The organism is Paraburkholderia edwinii, from assembly GCF_019428685.1.
In the GTDB taxonomy this organism is placed as follows: domain Bacteria; phylum Pseudomonadota; class Gammaproteobacteria; order Burkholderiales; family Burkholderiaceae; genus Paraburkholderia; species Paraburkholderia edwinii.
The window spans coordinates 1550660-1566956 of the sequence record NZ_CP080095.1 but is presented as its reverse complement, the minus strand read 5'-3'; the positions used below and the strand labels follow the sequence as shown (position 1 = coordinate 1566956).

Sequence of the window (16297 nt, the reverse complement as noted above, 5' to 3'; positions counted from 1 at the left end):
CGCGGATAGTAACCGAATTTGATTACGACATATACATGCCGCCGTTTACGTGCAATTCGACGCCCGTAATGTAGGCCGCTTGCGGCGATGCGAGGAACGCGACCGCGTAAGCGATCTCCTCCGGCGCGCCCAGACGCCCCAGCGGCACTTGCGCCTTCAATGCGGCCTGCTGCTCTTCGGCCAGCACGCGCGTCATGTCGGTATCGATAAAGCCCGGCGCGACGCAGTTCACCGTGATGCCGCGGCTGCCGATCTCGCGTGCGAGCGCGCGCGTCATGCCGGCCACGCCGGCCTTCGCCGCCGCGTAGTTGGCCTGCCCCGGATTGCCCGATGCGCCGACGATCGAAGTGATGTTGATGATGCGGCCGCCGCGCGCCTTCATCATCGGGCGCAGCACCGCACGCGACAGACGGAACACCGCCTTCAGGTTCGTGTCGAGCACCGCGTCCCAGTCTTCGTCTTTCATGCGCATCGCGAGCTGGTCCTGCGTGATGCCCGCGTTGTTCACAAGCACGTTGAGCGCGCCGAATTCCTTCACCGTGCCTTCGATCAGCGCTTCGACCGCAGCGGCGTCGTTGACGTCGAGCACCGCACCGCGGCCGTTCAGATTCGCTTCGCGAAACGCTTCGGTGATCGCTTGCGCGCCGCTCTCGCTGGTCGCCGTGCCGACCACGGTGGCGCCCTGACGCGCGAGTTCGAGCGCGATCGCGCGGCCGATGCCGCGCGATGCGCCGGTGACCACTGCGATCTGCTTGTCGAGAGTTTTTTCCATCGTTGAAATTCCGCTGTGATTCCGCTTTAGTTCCGCTGTGATTCCGCTCTTGCCTGCTGTTCGCGACCGGTTTAAACCGGTCGGTCGCGGCGGCGGCGCGTTCGCCGTTCGTTTGCCGCGGGGCTGCCGCTTACTACTGTGCTGACTGCGGTGCTTAGTTCGGTGCTTAGTTCGGTGCTGACTGCGCTCTTTTTGCCGTTACGTGTTCGCGAGCTTCAGCGCTTCGTCGAGCGACGCCGGATCGACGATGGCCGCACCGCTGAGATTGCCGTCGATGCGTTTCGTGAGGCCAGCAAGCACCTTGCCCGGACCGCATTCGAACACCTGCGTGACGCCCTCTTTCGCCATCGTCTGCACGCATTCGACCCAGCGCACGGCGCCGGCCGCCTGACGCACGAGCGCATCCTTGATCGCAGCCGGCTCGCGCACGATCGCGACGTCGACGTTGTTGATCACCGAGATCGTCGGCACCTCGATTTCGACGTTTGCGAGATACGTACGCAGTTGATCGGACGCGGGCTTGAGCAGCGACGAATGGAACGGCGCCGACACCGGCAACGGCAGCGCGCGCTTCGCGCCTTTCGCCTTGGCGATTTCGCACGCCTTTTCCACCGCCGCCTTGTGGCCCGCGATCACGACCTGTGCAGGCGCATTGAAGTTGACGGCTTCGACCGTGCCTTCAGACGACGCTTCACTGCACGCGGCGCGCACGGTGTCGTCGTCGAGGCCGAGAATCGCGGCCATACCGCCCACGCCGACCGGCACCGCGGTCTGCATCGCTTGCGCGCGAAAGCGCACGAGCGGCACCGCGTCGCGAAACTTCAGCGCGCCGGCGGCGACGAGCGCCGTGTATTCGCCGAGGCTGTGGCCGGCGACGATAGCCGGTGCCGGGCCTCCGGCCGCCTGCCACGCGCGGTAAATTGCATATGCTGCGGTCAGCATCACGGGCTGCGTATTCGTCGTGAGGTTCAGATCGTCTGCCGGGCCTTCGGCGATCAGCTTGCCGATGTCCTGGTTCAGTGCGTCCGACGCTTCCTGGACCGTCTCGCGCACAACAGGATGATCGCCGAACGCGTTCAGCATGCCGACCGATTGCGAGCCTTGGCCCGGAAAAACGAACGCAAATTTCATATCGCCCCCAAAATCGATGAATTCAGATGTGCGCGGCGCCAGGCGCGACGCTGTCGTTCGTGTGTGCGGGCTCCTGTGCTATGCGCGACGAGCGGCATTTGCTCTGCTGCGCTTGCAGGCGGCACATTCGCGACGCACAAGCAGCGCAGTTCCGCCGCCGTCATAGGAAAGACAGCCACAGGAACCGCCGGCCGTCAGAAACGGATCACCGAAGCGCCCCATGTAAAGCCGCCGCCGACGCCTTCGATCAGCACGGTATGGCCGCGCTTGATACGGCCGTCGCGCACGGCGACGTCGAGTGCGAGCGGGATCGAAGCCGCCGACGTATTGCCATGCTCGTGCACGGTGACGATCATCCGCTCCTGCGGCAGGCCGAGCTTGCGGCACGTGCTTTGCATGATGCGGATATTGGCCTGATGCGGAATCAGCCAGTCGACTTCTTCGGCTTTGAGGTTCGCTTTTTCGAGCGCTTCGACCGCGACTTTTTCGAGCACGCCGACCGCGAGCTTGAACACCGCCTGGCCGTCCATATGCAGGAAAGCACTGCCCGACACGACGCCGCCGTTCACATTGCCCGGCGTGCACAGAATGTTCGAGTAGCTGCCGTCCGCGTGCAGCGCGTTCGCGAGCACGCCCGGCTCGTTCGATGCCTGCAGCACGACCGCGCCCGCTCCATCGCCGAACAGCACGCACGTGGTGCGATCGTTGAAATCGAGAATGCGCGAGAACGTCTCCGCACCGACGACGAGCGCGGTGCGATGCTGGCCGCTGCGGATAAAGCTGTCCGCTGTCGCGACGGCGTACGCGAAGCCCGAGCACACGGCCTGCACGTCGAACGCGGCGCCATTGTTCCTGATGCCGAGCTTGTTCTGCAGCAGACACGCGGTGCTCGGAAACACGAAATCGGGTGTCGAGGTCGCGACGATGATGAGATCGATCGACTGAGGATCGACATCGGCGGCTTCGATCGCGCGTTGCGACGCGAACAGCGAGAGGTCGCTCGTCGTCACGTCGGGTTCAGCGAAGTGGCGTGCGTGGATGCCCGTGCGGGCGACGATCCATTCATCGCTCGTTTCGATGCCCTGCTTCGCGAGTCGATCAGCCAGTTGCTGGTTGGAGACGCGTTGCGGCGGCAGATAACTGCCGGTGCCGAGCACGCGGGAGTAAATAGTGGATTGCGCCATTATGCCTTCGAGGAAGATGCGGCGTAGGGCCCGGCACGACCTGTACGGCCTGCGACAGGATCCGAAGCCGGACCGGAAGCGGGACCGTCAGAGCCGACTGCGCCGGCAGACGAGCTGGCGGGGTTCGCCGGATCGGCTGGTGTCGGCTCAGGGGTCGGCTCGCGGGTCGGCTTTCCGGCACTGGCCGGATCGGAATCGGATGAAGCTGACACGCCCGCCGCAGCTACCGCCGCTGCATCGCCTGCGCCGCCCACGGCTCGTGCCGCTTGTGCCGTATGCGTCGCCTGTTCGAGGGAACCGGCGTTCTCCTCCATCGCGCTCGCCAGGCGGTCGAGCACGCCATTTTTGACGGCATCATACCCGCGTTTGATAGCCCACTCAAACGCATAAGCGTCTGCGGAACCGTGGCTTTTGATCACAAGGCTGCGCAAGCCGAGCAGCGCCGCGCCGTTGTATTGCCGATGATCGACGCGCTTCTTGAAACGCAACAGCACCGGCAGCGCGAGCACGGCCATCACTTTCGTGAGCCACGAGCGGCCGAACTCTTCCTTGATGATGTTGGAGAGCATCTGCGCGAGGCCTTCCGACGTCTTCAACGCAACGTTGCCGACGAAACCGTCGCAGACGATCACATCGGTCGTTCCCTTATAGATGTCGTCGCCTTCGACGTTGCCGCGGAAATTCAGCGTGCTCGCGCGCAGCAACTCGCCTGCGCGCTTGATCGTCTCGTTGCCCTTGATCATCTCTTCGCCGATGTTCAGGAGACCGATGGTCGGACGATCCTTGCCTTCGAGCGCGGACACGAGCGCGTGGCCCATCTCGGCAAACTGCAGCAGATGCTGCGGTTCGCAATCGACGTTCGCGCCGAGGTCGAGCATCATCGTGTAGCCGGTCGGGTTCGGCAAAGCGAACGCGATCGCCGGACGCTCGATGCCGGGCAGCGTTTTCAGCACGTAGCGGGACACGGCCATCAGCGCGCCGGTGTTGCCGGCGGAAATGCAGGCCTGCGCGTCGTCTTCCTTCACGCGGTTGAGCGCGACGCGCATCGAAGAATCTTTCTTTTTGCGCAGCGCGACCTCGACCGGATCGTCCATGGCGACGATCTCGCTCGCCGGCACGACTGTGAGCGCCGGTTCGTTCACGGCCTTCAGTTTCTTCAGTTGCGCGCGGATCGCGCTCTCGATGCCGACCAGCATCAGCTGCGCGTCGGGATGCGAGCGAACGAAGTTGACGGCAGCGGGGACGGTCACGGACGGGCCGTGGTCGCCACCCATGCAATCGATCGTGAGTTTTACAGTCATCGAGTGCGACGAATTTCAGACACAAAAAAGCGGCAAGTGAATGCCGCCTCTTCGGTGTGCCGGGAAAATGTCAGGCGAGTGTTCGTCAAGCCGGTACTGAACAACCTAATCGTTGAATCCGCTGCAGTGGCCGCAGTATGAACCGCAGCCGCGGAACCGGCAGCGACGAACCGACCGCCGCGCGCAACGCCTGTGAAAGGGCGCAACACGCTCTCGCCGATTAGTCGTTCTTCGTCTTGACGACTTTCTTGCCGCGGTAGTAGCCGTTCGGGCTGATGTGGTGACGCAGATGCACTTCACCCGTGCTCGGCTCAACTGCGAGCGGCGCCGTGTTGAGGAAATCGTGCGAACGGTGCATGCCACGCTTCGACGGCGACTTCTTGTTCTGTTGAACTGCCATGATAACTCCTGAAAATTTTCCGAATTCTAACACAGCGCGATGTCGCGACCGCCACTGGCGGGTCCGCTAACCGGTCCGCCTCATGGCTCGCCTCGCGCTACCCCTGCAACCTGTTCAATGCTTGCCGCCTGAATTATCAGACCCGTCGTCCGATCCATCATCGGACCCATCCGGGCCCTTTGATTTCAGGCCTTGCAGCACCGCAAACGGATTCGGCCGGTCCGGCTCGGCGCCGCCTTTTTCGTCTGCTTCATCCTGCTCGTCGCTGCCTTCGGTACCGGCTGCGCCCGAGGTCAGACTCTCGTGCACGTCGGGACAGATTTCGTGCTTCGGCACGAGCGGCAACGACAACAGCAATTCTTCTTCTATCAACTCGACGAGATCGAACTGGCGCGAGCCCACGATCACATCGACTTCATCTTCATCGAGCGGAAACTCTTCAGCTTCCGCTTCAGTGCCGACGATGCGATAAATCGCATCGACATTGAATGCCTGCTCGTACGGTGCCAGGCAGCGCTGACATTCGAGCCACGCACTACCGTGAACCGCGAGCCGCAGATACGGCTGCGGACCTTCGGTACCGTCGTCCTGCAATTCCGGCTGCGTCGATCCTTCGGCTTGCCAGGTGAACGTGGTATCGCGCTGGTCTGCTGGCGCGTCCGCCGGGACTTCGTTTAACATGCGCGGCAGTTGCGAAACGCGCACGACACCGGCGAATTGCCGCCCGCTACGTGCAAACTCGAACAGATCGAGTTGCCGCGGATCGACGGGAGCGGGCGTGCCTTTGTGCTGAGTCGAATGCGTCATGTGCGTCCCCTGCCTGCTGCGTTTTGCCGCCGCGGTTTGTTACTGCTGCCTTGTTACTGCGCGTTTGCGACTGCATTTGATTCTGCGCTTGCTTCCGCGCTTGCTGCCGCGTTTGCCGGCTTCCGCCTGCGCCCCCCGGCGAGGGGCCTGCCGATCGCGTACCGCTACCCGCAGAAGCCACCGCTAGAAAAGCCCAAAACTATATCCGTTTTGTCTTTTCGAGTCAAACACTTAAGGCCCGGTATACGACGCCGCACGCAGACCACCTTTCAAAACCCGTTTTCCACCATGCCGGAACCCCTCAAAAGCCCACCCCGCCTGATTCTCGCGTCAAGTTCGCGCTATCGCCGCGCGCTGCTCGAACGCCTGCGCATTCCATTCGATGTCGCTGTGCCGGACATCGACGAAACCCCGCAGGCCGGCGAAAGCCCGCAAGCCACCGCGCTGCGCCTCGCCGAAGCCAAAGCGCGCGCGGTCGCGGCTGGCCTCGCCGACGCGGACAATGCGCTCATCATCGGCTCCGACCAGGTCGCGACCTTCGACGACTTGCAGATCGGCAAGCCCGGCACCCATGAAAAAGCGCTTGCACAACTGAAAGCGATGCGCGGTCGCGAAGTGCTGTTCCACAGTGCGCTTTGCCTCTTCGACAGCCGCTCGCAAGATGCGCAGCGCATCGATGTCATGACCCGCGTGCGCTTCCGGACGCTGCCCGACGCCGCGCTCGACGCCTATCTGCGCGCCGAAACACCGTACGACGTCGCAGGCAGCGCGAAAGCGGAAGGACTCGGCATCACGCTGATCGAAGCGATCGAATCGAACGACCCGACCGCGCTGATCGGCCTGCCGCTGATCGCGCTGTCGGGCATGCTGCTCGCGGCGGGCTATCCGCTCTGGGGGGCGCCATGAGCGGCGTGCTCTATCTGATCCCGAACACGCTCGGCGACGGCGACGCCGACGCGCTCGACGCCGTGCTTCCCGCGCCGGTCCGCGCACGCGCCGCCACGCTCGGCTACTACATCGGCGAAAACGCGAAGACCACGCGCGCCTTCCTGAAGAAAGTCGGTACCGAGCGGCCGATCCAGGAAATCGAGATTCGCGAACTCAACGTGAACACACCCGCCGGTGAAATCGACCGCCTGCTCGCGCCGATTCTCGCGGGCACCGACGCGGGGCTCGTATCGGAAGCCGGCTGCCCTGCCGTCGCCGACCCGGGCGCGCTGCTCGTGCGGCGCGCGCACGAGCGCGGCGTCAAGGTTGTGCCGTTCGTGGGCCCGAGCTCGATTCTGCTGGCGTTGATGGCGTCGGGCCTGAACGGCCAGAGCTTCGCCTTTCACGGCTATTTGCCGGTCGATGCGGGCGAGCGCGCGAAGCGCTTGCGCGAACTCGAGCAGCAGTCGCGCAAGGCAAAGCAGACGCAGATTTTTATCGAAACGCCGTATCGCAATCGCGCCCTGCTCGACACGCTGCTCGCGTCCTGCGCGCCGTCGACGCTGATCTGTGTCGCAGTCGATCTGACACTCGCGAGCGAAACGATCGTAAGCCGCGCGGTCAGTGACTGGAAGAAGAAGCCGGCGCCCGATCTGCATAAGCGGCCGGCGATTTTCCTGCTGCTGGCGATATAAATCCTGGCGACGAAGGCGGCAAGCGCGACGCCACGCGGCATCACGCTCCGCATGCGGCATGCGGCATGCGACGGGCGACGGGCGGCACAAGCCGCACGCGCGCATTGCCCGCCACACCTCACCGCAAATTCAGCTTCCCGCCGGCAATCATCGCGTGAATCGCCGCGCTGCCGACCGCCGCGCCGAACTTGCGCGCGACGCGGTCGGTGATGCTTTCCTTCACCGTGTAATCGACCACGTCGGGCGCCTTGATGATCTCGCGCGCGACGTAGTCGGTATCGCCGAAGCCATCCGCGAGTCCGAGTTCGACGCTTTTCTCGCCGGTCCAGAAGAGGCCCGAGAAGATGTCCGGCGTTTCATGCAGCCGTTTGCCGCGGCCCTGGCGCACCGCATCGATGAATTGCGCGTGAATCTGGTCGAGCATCTGCTGCGCATGCGCGTCCATCTTCGGCGTCTCGGGCGAGAACGGATCGAAGAAACCCTTGTTTTCGCCAGACGTGTGCAGACGCCGCTGGACGCCGAGCTTGTCCATCAAGCCGGTAAAGCCGAAACCGTCCATCAGCACGCCGATCGAGCCGACGATGCTCGCCTTGTCGACGTAGATCTTGTCCGCCGCGGCGGCCGCATAGTAGCCGCCCGACGCGCACATATCGCCGACCACGACATACAGCGGAATCGACGGATGCTTGCTGCGCAGGCGCCGGATTTCGCTATAGATAATGCCCGCCTGCACGGGGCTGCCGCCCGGGCTATTGCAACGCAGGACGACGCCCGCGGTGCCGGCGTCTTCGAACGCATCGTCGAGAGCGGAGTTGATGTCTTCGGCGCTCGCGTTGGTATCCGACGAGATCTCGCCTTCGAGCGAAACGAGCGCGGTATGACGTCCGGTCGCGGCGACATGGTCGCCCGTCAGATCGAAAACGCCCCAGCCGATGCCGATGAGAAACGCGAGAAACACAAAGCGGAAGAAGATGCGCCAGCGCCGCGCCGCGCGCTGCTCGGCGATCGCGGCGAGCGCGATGCGTTCGAGCGCGGCGCGCTCCCAGCCGGGCTCGTTGCCGCCCGCCGGCTTGCGCTCGGCGGACTTGTTCGCTTCATTGGAATCGGGAGTGAGATTGTCAGACATGCGTTGCCGCCTGCATCGATTGGATTGTTGTTCCGGGAATTGATTGAGGAATGGTCAAGGCGCGCCGGGTTCCGACGCGCATCTGTCCAAACTCAGCGGTCCAGGCCCAGCGGCCGAAGCTCGCCGTCCGGCAGCCAGAATACCGCGCGCCCTTCAGGCGTTTCGCGCTCTTCGACCCGCACCGCACGCAATCTCCCGCCACGGCACGGACCACCGACGCATTTCCCCGTATCCGGCGCGTAGATCGCGCCGTGCGTCGAGCACATCAAGTATAAGCCCGACGATTCGAAGAACTGACCTTCGACCCAGTCGAGCTCCATCGGCACGTGCGCGCAGCGGTTCAGGTAGCCGTATGCGGTGCCATCGTAGCGCACGAAGAATACAACGACGTTACCGTCGCCACAGGTCGCATCGCGCCGTATGCCGACGCCGCCGTCGACGAGTTCGTCGGATGCGCACACGCGCACGGGTTCGGCCGATCCGCTATCCGTGCCGCTCATCATGCGTGCTCGCGCAACCAGTCGGACAGCGAACCGATGCTTTCAGCGATGTATTGCGGACCGAAAGCCGATAGCGAGTCGGCCGGATGCGCGCCGTAAGCGACGCCGATGCCGGCCACGCCCGCATTCGAGGCCATTTGCAGGTCGTGCGTCGTGTCGCCGATCATGACCGTGCGCGCCGGGTCCTGGCCAAGCTCGCGCGTCAGCTCGTGCAGCATGGCCGGGTGCGGCTTCGAGAAGGTTTCGTCGGCACAGCGCGTGCCGTCGAAGAGGCTCGTCAGACGCACCTGATCGAGCGCGCGGTTCAGGCCGACGCGGCTCTTGCCGGTCGCGATCGCAAGCAGATAACCGGTGTCGCGCAGTTCGGCCAGCAGCTCGCGCGCGCCCTCGAAAAGCTCGGTGGTCTGGTCTTTCACGAGGAAATGAAAGCGATAGCGCTCGGCCAGCCGCGGGTAGTCGGCCGGGTCCAGGGTCGGCGCGGCAATTTGCAGCGCGTCGCGCAGGCCGAGGCCGATCACGTAGCTCGCTGCCTCGGTGGCCGGCACCGGCAGCCCCAGGTCGCGGCAAGCGGCCTGAATGCTGCGCGCGATATGCGCGGTCGAATCCATCAGCGTGCCGTCCCAATCGAAAACGATCAGATCAAATTGCTGTCGAGCCATGCGTGTGCGTCTCGTTATTAGAGGAGGTGCGGGAGGGATTTTGCCCGTTTAGCTCGGCAAGCTGTGTAATAAAGCGCCGGCACTCGTCGGGTAGCGGCGCCTGAAACTGCAGCGTCTCGCCAGTCGCCGGATGCGTGATCTTGAGCCGGTACGCATGCAAAAACATGCGCTTGATGCCCGGCATGGCATTCGCGCGCGCCAGCGCCTTGTTCAGCGCGAAATCGCCATACTTCGCGTCGCCGACGATCGGCAGCCCCAGATGAGCCAGATGGACGCGTATCTGATGGGTGCGACCCGTTTTCAGTTCCGCCTCGAGCAGCGCGTATTCGGGCCACCGGTCGACCAGATTGAACACCGTGTGCGACGGCAGGCCGTCCGGCTGGACCCGCACCCGCCGCTCGCCGTCGGGCAGCAGGTACTTGTGCAGCGGCTCCTTGACCGCCCGGCGCCGGCCCCAATCGTTCGCCCACTCGCCGTGCGCGCACGCGTAATAGCGCTTGTCGACCCGGTTCTCGCGAATCTGTTCGTGCAGATCGACGAGCGCCGCGCGTTTTTTCGCGAGCATCAGCACGCCCGACGTTTCGCGGTCGAGCCGATGCACCAGTTCGAGGAATTTCGCCTGCGGCCGCGCCGCGCGCAACTGCTCGATCACGCCGAACGCGACCCCGCTGCCGCCGTGCACGGCAACGCCGGCCGGCTTGTCGATCACGAGCAAATGGTCGTCTTCGAACAGAATCGTGAAATGGGCCGAAGGCGGCGGCACGGGCGCAGCCTCGGCCGTGCCGTGCGCGATGCGAACCGGCGGCACACGGACCAGATCGCCATATGCCAGCCTGTATTGCGCATCGACCCGCCCCTTATTCACGCGCACTTCCCCGCTGCGCAGGATGCGGTAAATATGGCTCTTCGGCACACCTTTACAGATGCGCAACAGAAAATTGTCGATCCGCTGACCAGCCGCGCTATCGTCGATTTCAATCATCGACACCTGATCACCTGCGACCGGTTTCTGCGAATTTTTGCCTAACTCTTTCATTCTGAATATAATTTGCCCAGCAGTCTGCGGCGGGAGCGGGTTCGGCCGGCATGATGAAACCGAAGCCGGTACCCTGAGCGCGGTTCAAATGCGATTCAAGCGCAGTCGAACCACGGTCGAATCGCAGCCAAACCGCGGGCGGATTGCACAGGTGCAGGTGTTAAACCAACATTTTACTTGCGCCAGGGGCGCGTTGCTCACCCCAAAACGAGATGCAACAAGTTGCACGCACGGAAGCCGTGCCCGGCAGGGACAGCGCCCAGAGGCGCGTTCGGTCGAAGCGGCTCCGACGGTAACGGAACTTTGGTCAAAAAGAATTTGACCGGCGCGCCTCACTTCGATTCGAGGCGCACCGGTGGCGAAAATACGGCGAGCGCCCATGGCGTCCTGCGAGGAAATGCAGGACTTGGCGACGTCAAAAAATCAGGCGAGACAGCTTTGAGCGGGATATCGCGATGCATAGCGAATCCCACGCGTCAGACCGCAGCCTTCGCCCGTCCGGTCATGCGCCCAGTTGGCGCACCGGTGGGAATGGATGAAGGCACAGGCAGACGGTCGGCCGGGCTCGGGCGTGTCGCGCCGTTTATTTGAAGCCGTGTTCGCATGTGCCCTGCGGCAGTCGTCCTTGTCCTTTCTTGCGGACGGCGCCCTCTTAAGGCAATTCTCCCGCCACTTTTCCCGCTCCAGCGTGCTTGTGAAAACACAATAAGGCGCGGCGTGCCGCTGCCTGTCGTTTGGCGTTCCGTTTTGCAGCCGGGTTGCGAGGTGCAACCGGTTGCAACCCGAGACGCCGGATGCCGGGCCGCGCAAAGCCGCTCTGGAGCCGTTCAATGAAACGCATGCTGTTCAATGCGACGCAGCAGGAAGAATTGCGCGTCGCCATCGTCGATGGGCAAAAACTCATCGACATCGATATCGAAACCGCCGGCCGCGAACAGCGCAAAGGCAATATCTACAAGGGCATCGTCACGCGCATCGAGCCGTCGCTCGAAGCCTGTTTCGTCAACTACGGCGAAGATCGCCACGGCTTCCTGCCGTTCAAGGAAGTTGCCCGCCAGTATTTCCGCGATGGCGTCGAAATGCGCTCCGCGCGCATCCAGGATGCATTGAAGGAAGGCCAGGAACTGATCGTTCAGGTCGAGAAGGAAGAGCGCGGCAACAAGGGCGCGGCCCTGACCACGTTTATCTCGCTCGCCGGCCGCTATCTGGTTCTGATGCCGAACAATCCGCGCGGCGGCGGCGTGTCGCGCCGCATCGAGGGCGATGACCGGCAGGAACTGCGCGAAACGATGGCGCAGCTGCAATTGCCCGAGGGCATGAGCATCATCGCGCGCACGGCCGGCATTGGCCGCAGCGCCGAGGAACTGCAGTGGGATCTGAACTACCTGATGCAGCTCTGGCGTGCGATCGAGGCGGCCTCGCAAAGCGGCCAGTCCGGCACGCCGATGCTGATCTATCTCGAATCGAGCCTCGTGATCCGCGCGATTCGCGACTACTTCCAGCCCGATATCGGCGAAATCCTCATCGATACGACCGAAATCCATGACCAGGCACGCGCCTTCATGGATATCGTGATGCCGGACAACGTCAGCAAGGTCAAGCGCTACCACGACGACGTCCCGCTCTTCTCGCGCTTCCAGATCGAGCATCAGATCGAAACCGCGTACTCGCGCACGGTGCCGCTGCCGTCGGGCGGCGCGATCGTGATCGACCACACCGAGGCGCTCGTCGCAATCGACGTGAACTCGGCGCGCGCCACCAAGGGCGCCGATATCGAGGAAACCGCCGCGCGCACGAACCTCGAAGCCGCCGACGAAGTCGCGCGCCAGCTGCGTCTGCGCGACCTGGGCGGCCTGATCGTGATCGACTTCATCGATATGGAGTCGGCCAAGAGCCAGCGCGAAGTCGAGCAGCGCCTGAAAGACGCGCTCAAGCACGACCGTGCGCGCGTGCAGATGGGCAAGATCTCGCGCTTCGGCCTGATGGAGCTGTCGCGCCAGCGGCTGCGCCCGGCACTGTCGGAAGGCAGCCACGTGACCTGCCCGCGCTGTAACGGCACGGGGCATATTCGCGATACCGAATCGTCTGCGCTGCAAGTGCTGCGGATCATTCAGGAAGAAGCGATGAAGGAAAACACCGCGGCGATCCACTGCCAGGTGCCGGTCGAGGTGACCGCCTTCCTGCTCAACGAAAAGCGCTCGGAAATCAACAAGATCGAGTCGCGTTTCAAGGTCGCCGTGGTGCTCGTGCCGAACAAGCACCTCGATACGCCGCACTACAAGCTCGAGCGTCTGCGTCACGACGACGCACGCCTCGACGACCCGCGTGCGTCGTGGAAGATGGCCGAGGAAGCGGCTCGCGAGCTGGAATCGGAAACCGGTTACAGCAAGCGCACCGAAGAAGTGAAGCCGAAGCAGGAAGCGGCCGTGAAGGGCATCACGCCCGAGAAGCCGGCGCCGAGCGCGCCGGTGCGCACGGCGGCGGCCACGCCGGCGCCGGTTGCGGTGACGCCGGCTTCGGGCGGCTTTATCGGCTGGCTCAAGGGCCTGTTCGGCATGCAGCCGGCGGCGCCGGTCGCACAGCCGGCCACGGCTGAAAAAGCAGCACGTCCGGCACGCGGTGAGCGCGCCGAACGTGGCGAACGCACGGGTGAACGTAGCGGCGAGCGCGGCGGCGACCGCAATCGCCGTGGCGGCGCGGCGCGCGACAAGGTAACGCGCGGTGAAGGCGCGGCGGCCGGCGGCCGTCAGGGCCAACAGCCGCGTCGCGAAGAGCGCGAACCGCGCGAGGCTCGTGAGACGCGTGGCGGTCGTGAAGGACGCGAGGGTCGGGATGGTCGGGGCGAAGGCCGTGAAGGTCGCGAGCCGCGTGAGGGCCGCGAGCGTGAGAACCGTGACAACCGCAGTGATAACCGCGGTGACAACCGCGGCGAGAGCCGTGAAGGCCGCGAGCCGCGCGAGAACCGCGTCGAGCGCGCGGAACGCGGTCAGGACCGCGCCGCTGAACGCGCCGATACGGCGGAAGCCGGCGCACGTGGCGAGCGTCAGGAACGTGGTGAGCGCCGTGAGCGCCCGGACCGTGTCGAGCGCGGCGAACGTCGTCGTCAGCAGCAGGAAAATGTCGACGCGCTGAGCCAGACCGAAGCGCAAGCCGCGGATACGGCGGCGCAGGCAGAAGCGAACCTGACGGGCGGCGCCCTGCCGACCGAACAGGAAGCCGCGCGTGACGGCGAGGAACGCCGCCGGCGCCGCCGCGGCCGTCGTGGCGGCCGTCGTGAGCGCGAAGAGGAAGGCGTGAACGTCAACACGGCAGCCGACGTCGCCGAAGCGGAAGGCGATGGCGCAAGCGTGCCGGCGGAAGCGCCGGTGCGGGCGCCGGAACATGCGGGCCGTCACGAGGCGCAGCAACCGGTGGAGACGGCGGTGGAAGTGGTCGTGGCAGCCGTTGCGACGCAAACGCATGTCATCACTGAACTGCAGCCGGCAGACGAAACGCCGCCGCTCGCAGCCGAAAAGGCGGCGACGGTTCAGCACGTGGAACCGGTGACCGGGCAGCAAGCGCCCGTCGCCAGCGAGCCGGCAGCGACGCAAGTGCAGACGCAGTTCCAGCCGTCGCCGGCTCAGGCGCCGGTTGAAGCGGCTTATGCACCGGCGCATGCAGCTGTTCAGCAACCGGCTCAGCAACCCGCTCAAGCACCGGCTCAGGCACCCGCTCGGGCACCGGCTTCGCACCCCGAGGCTGCTCCGGCCGTCGCGTTCGATGCATCGTCCGCAGCGCCGCAACACGCTGATGCCGCACCGGCAACTGCAACCCCGGCACCGGCCCCGGCCGTTCAAGCCGCGGTCGAACCGTCGAGCGCAGCCGTAACGCAGCCCGATGCGCAACCGGCCACGGCAGCCACGCCGGCTCACGTCGAACCCGCTGTGCAACAGCCTGCAGCACCGGCTTATGCACCAGCCTACGCACCGGCTCCGCAGCCAGTTGAAGCACCGCGTACGGAACGCTTCGAAGCTGCTGAACCGGCAAAAACGACGGCCGAACCTGCGCCTGTCGCGGCCGCGACGCCGGCGCCGGTAGCAGCAAGCGCTGCCGCCCCGAGCCCAGCCACCGCCGCCGCTCACGAGCAGCCGTCTGCCGCGCCGCAAGCAGCAGCACGCGCAAACGGCACGCACGCAGCGGCCGGCGCGTCGCCGCAAGCGTTGCAGTCGATGCTCGAAGGCGTGGGCCTCGTCTGGGTGAACACCGACGCCGACAAGCTTCACGCCGCCCAGCAGGCCGCCGCGCAAGTCGTGCCGCCGGCGCGCGCGCCGCGCGAGCGCAAGCCGCTGCCGCCGGTCGATACGGCGCCGATGCAGCAGGTCGAAACGGCAAAGCACTCGCAGTAACGCGGAGCCGGCCTTCGTCTGATGCGGCCCTGCTTGTTGGGGCCGCATTGACAAAGCCCACCACCCGGCTGCGAAACGGCTGCAAGACGCCGCACCCCAAGCCCGCCCCATCGGCGGGCTTTTTCACAACCAGCAGGTATTCCCCGAATCGAGCGAAAAGAAGCGTTCCGTTAGAATGAAGTCTTGGATCTCAATATTCGAACCATGTCCCGACGCATCATTCCCCTGACCGATGTCAGCGCAGTGCCGGTATTTTCCGGTCCGGCGCAAGCGCCACGCGGCGAGCTGCGCGATACGCTGTCGCGGCCGCTGCGCGATCTGCGCATTTCGGTGACGGACCGCTGTAACTTCCGCTGCATCTACTGCATGCCGCGGTCGGTGTTCGACAAGGACTACCCGTTCCTGCCGCACAGCGCGCTATTGACCTTCGAGGAAATCGAACGCGTCGCGCGGCTATTTGTCGCGCAGGGCGTCGAAAAGATCCGGCTGACCGGCGGCGAACCGCTGCTGCGCAAAAACATCGAATTTCTGATCGAGCGCCTCGCGAACCTGTCGACGCCCGACGGCCGCCCGCTCGATCTCACGCTGACGACCAACGGGTCGCTGCTCGCGCGCAAGGCGCAAAGCCTCAAGGACGCGGGCCTGAAGCGCGTCACGGTCAGCCTCGACGCACTCGACGACGCGCTGTTTCGCAAGATGAACGACGCCGACTTCGCGGTCGAAGATGTGCTCGCCGGCATCGACGTCGCGCAATCGATCGGCCTTGCGCCCGTGAAGGTGAACATGGTCGTCAAGCGCGGCACGAACGACACCGAGATCGTGCCGATGGCGCGTCATTTCAAAGGCAGCGGCGCGGTATTGCGCTTTATCGAGTACATGGACGTCGGCACGTCGAATGGCTGGAACATGGCCGAAGTGCTGCCGTCGGCCGAAGTCGTCGCGCGCATCGGTGAGCACTTTCCGCTCGTGCCGCTCGAGGCGCACAGCGCGGCTGAAACCGCGCAGCGCTGGGGTTACGCGGACGGCAGCGGCGAAATTGGCGTGATTTCGAGCGTCACGCGCGCGTTCTGCGGCACCTGCACGCGCGCGCGGCTGTCGACCGAAGGCAAGGTGTATCTGTGCCTTTTCGCGTCGAACGGACACGATCTGCGCACGCTGTTGCGCAATGGCTCGAGCGACGACGAGATCACCACCGCGATCGCCCACATCTGGGAGGCGCGCGCGGACCGCTATTCGCAGCTGCGCGGCAGCGCGCAGGCGGCCCGGCAAGCCGAAGCGGCCGAGCGGCGCGTCGAGATGTCGTATATCGGCGGCTAGTGCCAGGAGCGCGACGCAAGCAACAGCATCCACGTCACGCCGCGACCGACCGTACTC

Annotated in this window: 14 protein-coding genes; 4 read left to right on the top strand and 10 right to left on the bottom strand. The window is 64.8% G+C overall.

Annotated features, from left to right (window positions below):
* Window positions 1-22: 22 nt before the first annotated feature.
* The 6 genes from fabG to KZJ38_RS06875 all read right to left on the bottom strand — a co-directional run bounded on the left by fabG (window position 23) and on the right by KZJ38_RS06875 (window position 5595).
* The gene (gene fabG, locus KZJ38_RS06900) at window positions 23-772 is read right to left on the bottom strand and encodes a 3-oxoacyl-ACP reductase FabG (protein WP_219799368.1); all 750 of its coding nucleotides are present in this window, start codon (window positions 770-772) and stop codon (window positions 23-25) included.
* A 198-nt stretch (window positions 773-970) separates the two neighbouring features.
* Window positions 971-1903 carry an ACP S-malonyltransferase gene (gene fabD, locus KZJ38_RS06895; RefSeq protein ID WP_219799367.1) on the bottom strand — a complete coding sequence of 311 codons (933 nt, stop codon included), beginning with the start codon at window positions 1901-1903 and terminating at the stop codon, window positions 971-973.
* A gap of 194 nt (window positions 1904-2097) precedes the next feature.
* Window positions 2098-3087: a beta-ketoacyl-ACP synthase III gene (locus KZJ38_RS06890; protein WP_219799366.1), complete on the bottom strand. Its 990-nt coding sequence runs from the start codon at window positions 3085-3087 to the stop codon at window positions 2098-2100.
* The gene (gene plsX, locus KZJ38_RS06885) at window positions 3087-4388 is read right to left on the bottom strand and encodes a phosphate acyltransferase PlsX (RefSeq protein WP_425518332.1); all 1302 of its coding nucleotides are present in this window, start codon (window positions 4386-4388) and stop codon (window positions 3087-3089) included. The genes KZJ38_RS06890 and plsX overlap by 1 nt, the downstream gene beginning before the upstream one ends.
* A 220-nt stretch (window positions 4389-4608) precedes the next feature.
* Window positions 4609-4788 (bottom strand): 50S ribosomal protein L32, encoded by a 180-nt coding sequence (rpmF, locus tag KZJ38_RS06880; protein WP_219799365.1) that lies wholly within the window; start codon window positions 4786-4788, stop codon window positions 4609-4611.
* 114 nt (window positions 4789-4902) lie between these two features.
* Window positions 4903-5595 carry a DUF177 domain-containing protein gene (locus KZJ38_RS06875; protein WP_219799364.1) on the bottom strand — a complete coding sequence of 231 codons (693 nt, stop codon included), beginning with the start codon at window positions 5593-5595 and terminating at the stop codon, window positions 4903-4905.
* Window positions 5596-5883: 288 nt separating this feature from the next.
* Between KZJ38_RS06875 and KZJ38_RS06870 the strand changes: the two genes are divergently transcribed.
* Complete coding sequence (locus KZJ38_RS06870) at window positions 5884-6501, top strand: Maf-like protein (protein ID WP_219799363.1); 618 nt, start codon at window positions 5884-5886, stop codon at window positions 6499-6501.
* Window positions 6498-7217 (top strand): SAM-dependent methyltransferase, encoded by a 720-nt coding sequence (locus KZJ38_RS06865; RefSeq protein WP_219799362.1) that lies wholly within the window; start codon window positions 6498-6500, stop codon window positions 7215-7217. The genes KZJ38_RS06870 and KZJ38_RS06865 overlap by 4 nt, the downstream gene beginning before the upstream one ends.
* A gap of 118 nt (window positions 7218-7335) precedes the next feature.
* Here KZJ38_RS06865 and KZJ38_RS06860 read toward each other — a convergent pair whose 3' ends face one another.
* The 4 genes from KZJ38_RS06860 to KZJ38_RS06845 all read right to left on the bottom strand — a co-directional run bounded on the left by KZJ38_RS06860 (window position 7336) and on the right by KZJ38_RS06845 (window position 10538).
* Window positions 7336-8343 carry a S49 family peptidase gene (locus KZJ38_RS06860; RefSeq protein ID WP_219799361.1) on the bottom strand — a complete coding sequence of 336 codons (1008 nt, stop codon included), beginning with the start codon at window positions 8341-8343 and terminating at the stop codon, window positions 7336-7338.
* 92 nt (window positions 8344-8435) lie between these two features.
* Window positions 8436-8843, bottom strand: a complete 408-nt coding sequence (locus KZJ38_RS06855; protein WP_219800156.1) for a Rieske (2Fe-2S) protein — start codon at window positions 8841-8843, stop codon at window positions 8436-8438.
* Window positions 8843-9502, bottom strand: coding sequence for an HAD-IA family hydrolase (locus tag KZJ38_RS06850; protein WP_219799360.1), 660 nt, complete (start codon window positions 9500-9502; stop codon window positions 8843-8845). The genes KZJ38_RS06855 and KZJ38_RS06850 overlap by 1 nt, the downstream gene beginning before the upstream one ends.
* On the bottom strand, window positions 9483-10538 hold the full coding sequence (locus tag KZJ38_RS06845; protein WP_219799359.1) for an RluA family pseudouridine synthase: 1056 nt from the start codon (window positions 10536-10538) through the stop codon (window positions 9483-9485). Before KZJ38_RS06845 ends, KZJ38_RS06850 begins: the two co-directional genes overlap by 20 nt.
* 830 nt (window positions 10539-11368) lie before the next feature.
* On the opposite strand from KZJ38_RS06845, the gene KZJ38_RS06840 reads away from it, so the two are divergent.
* Both KZJ38_RS06840 and moaA read left to right on the top strand, forming a co-directional pair.
* Complete coding sequence (locus KZJ38_RS06840; RefSeq protein WP_219799358.1) at window positions 11369-14923, top strand: Rne/Rng family ribonuclease; 3555 nt, start codon at window positions 11369-11371, stop codon at window positions 14921-14923.
* A 204-nt stretch (window positions 14924-15127) separates the two neighbouring features.
* The gene (gene moaA, locus KZJ38_RS06835; RefSeq protein WP_219799357.1) at window positions 15128-16240 is read left to right on the top strand and encodes a GTP 3',8-cyclase MoaA; all 1113 of its coding nucleotides are present in this window, start codon (window positions 15128-15130) and stop codon (window positions 16238-16240) included.
* Window positions 16241-16297 lie beyond the last annotated feature (57 nt).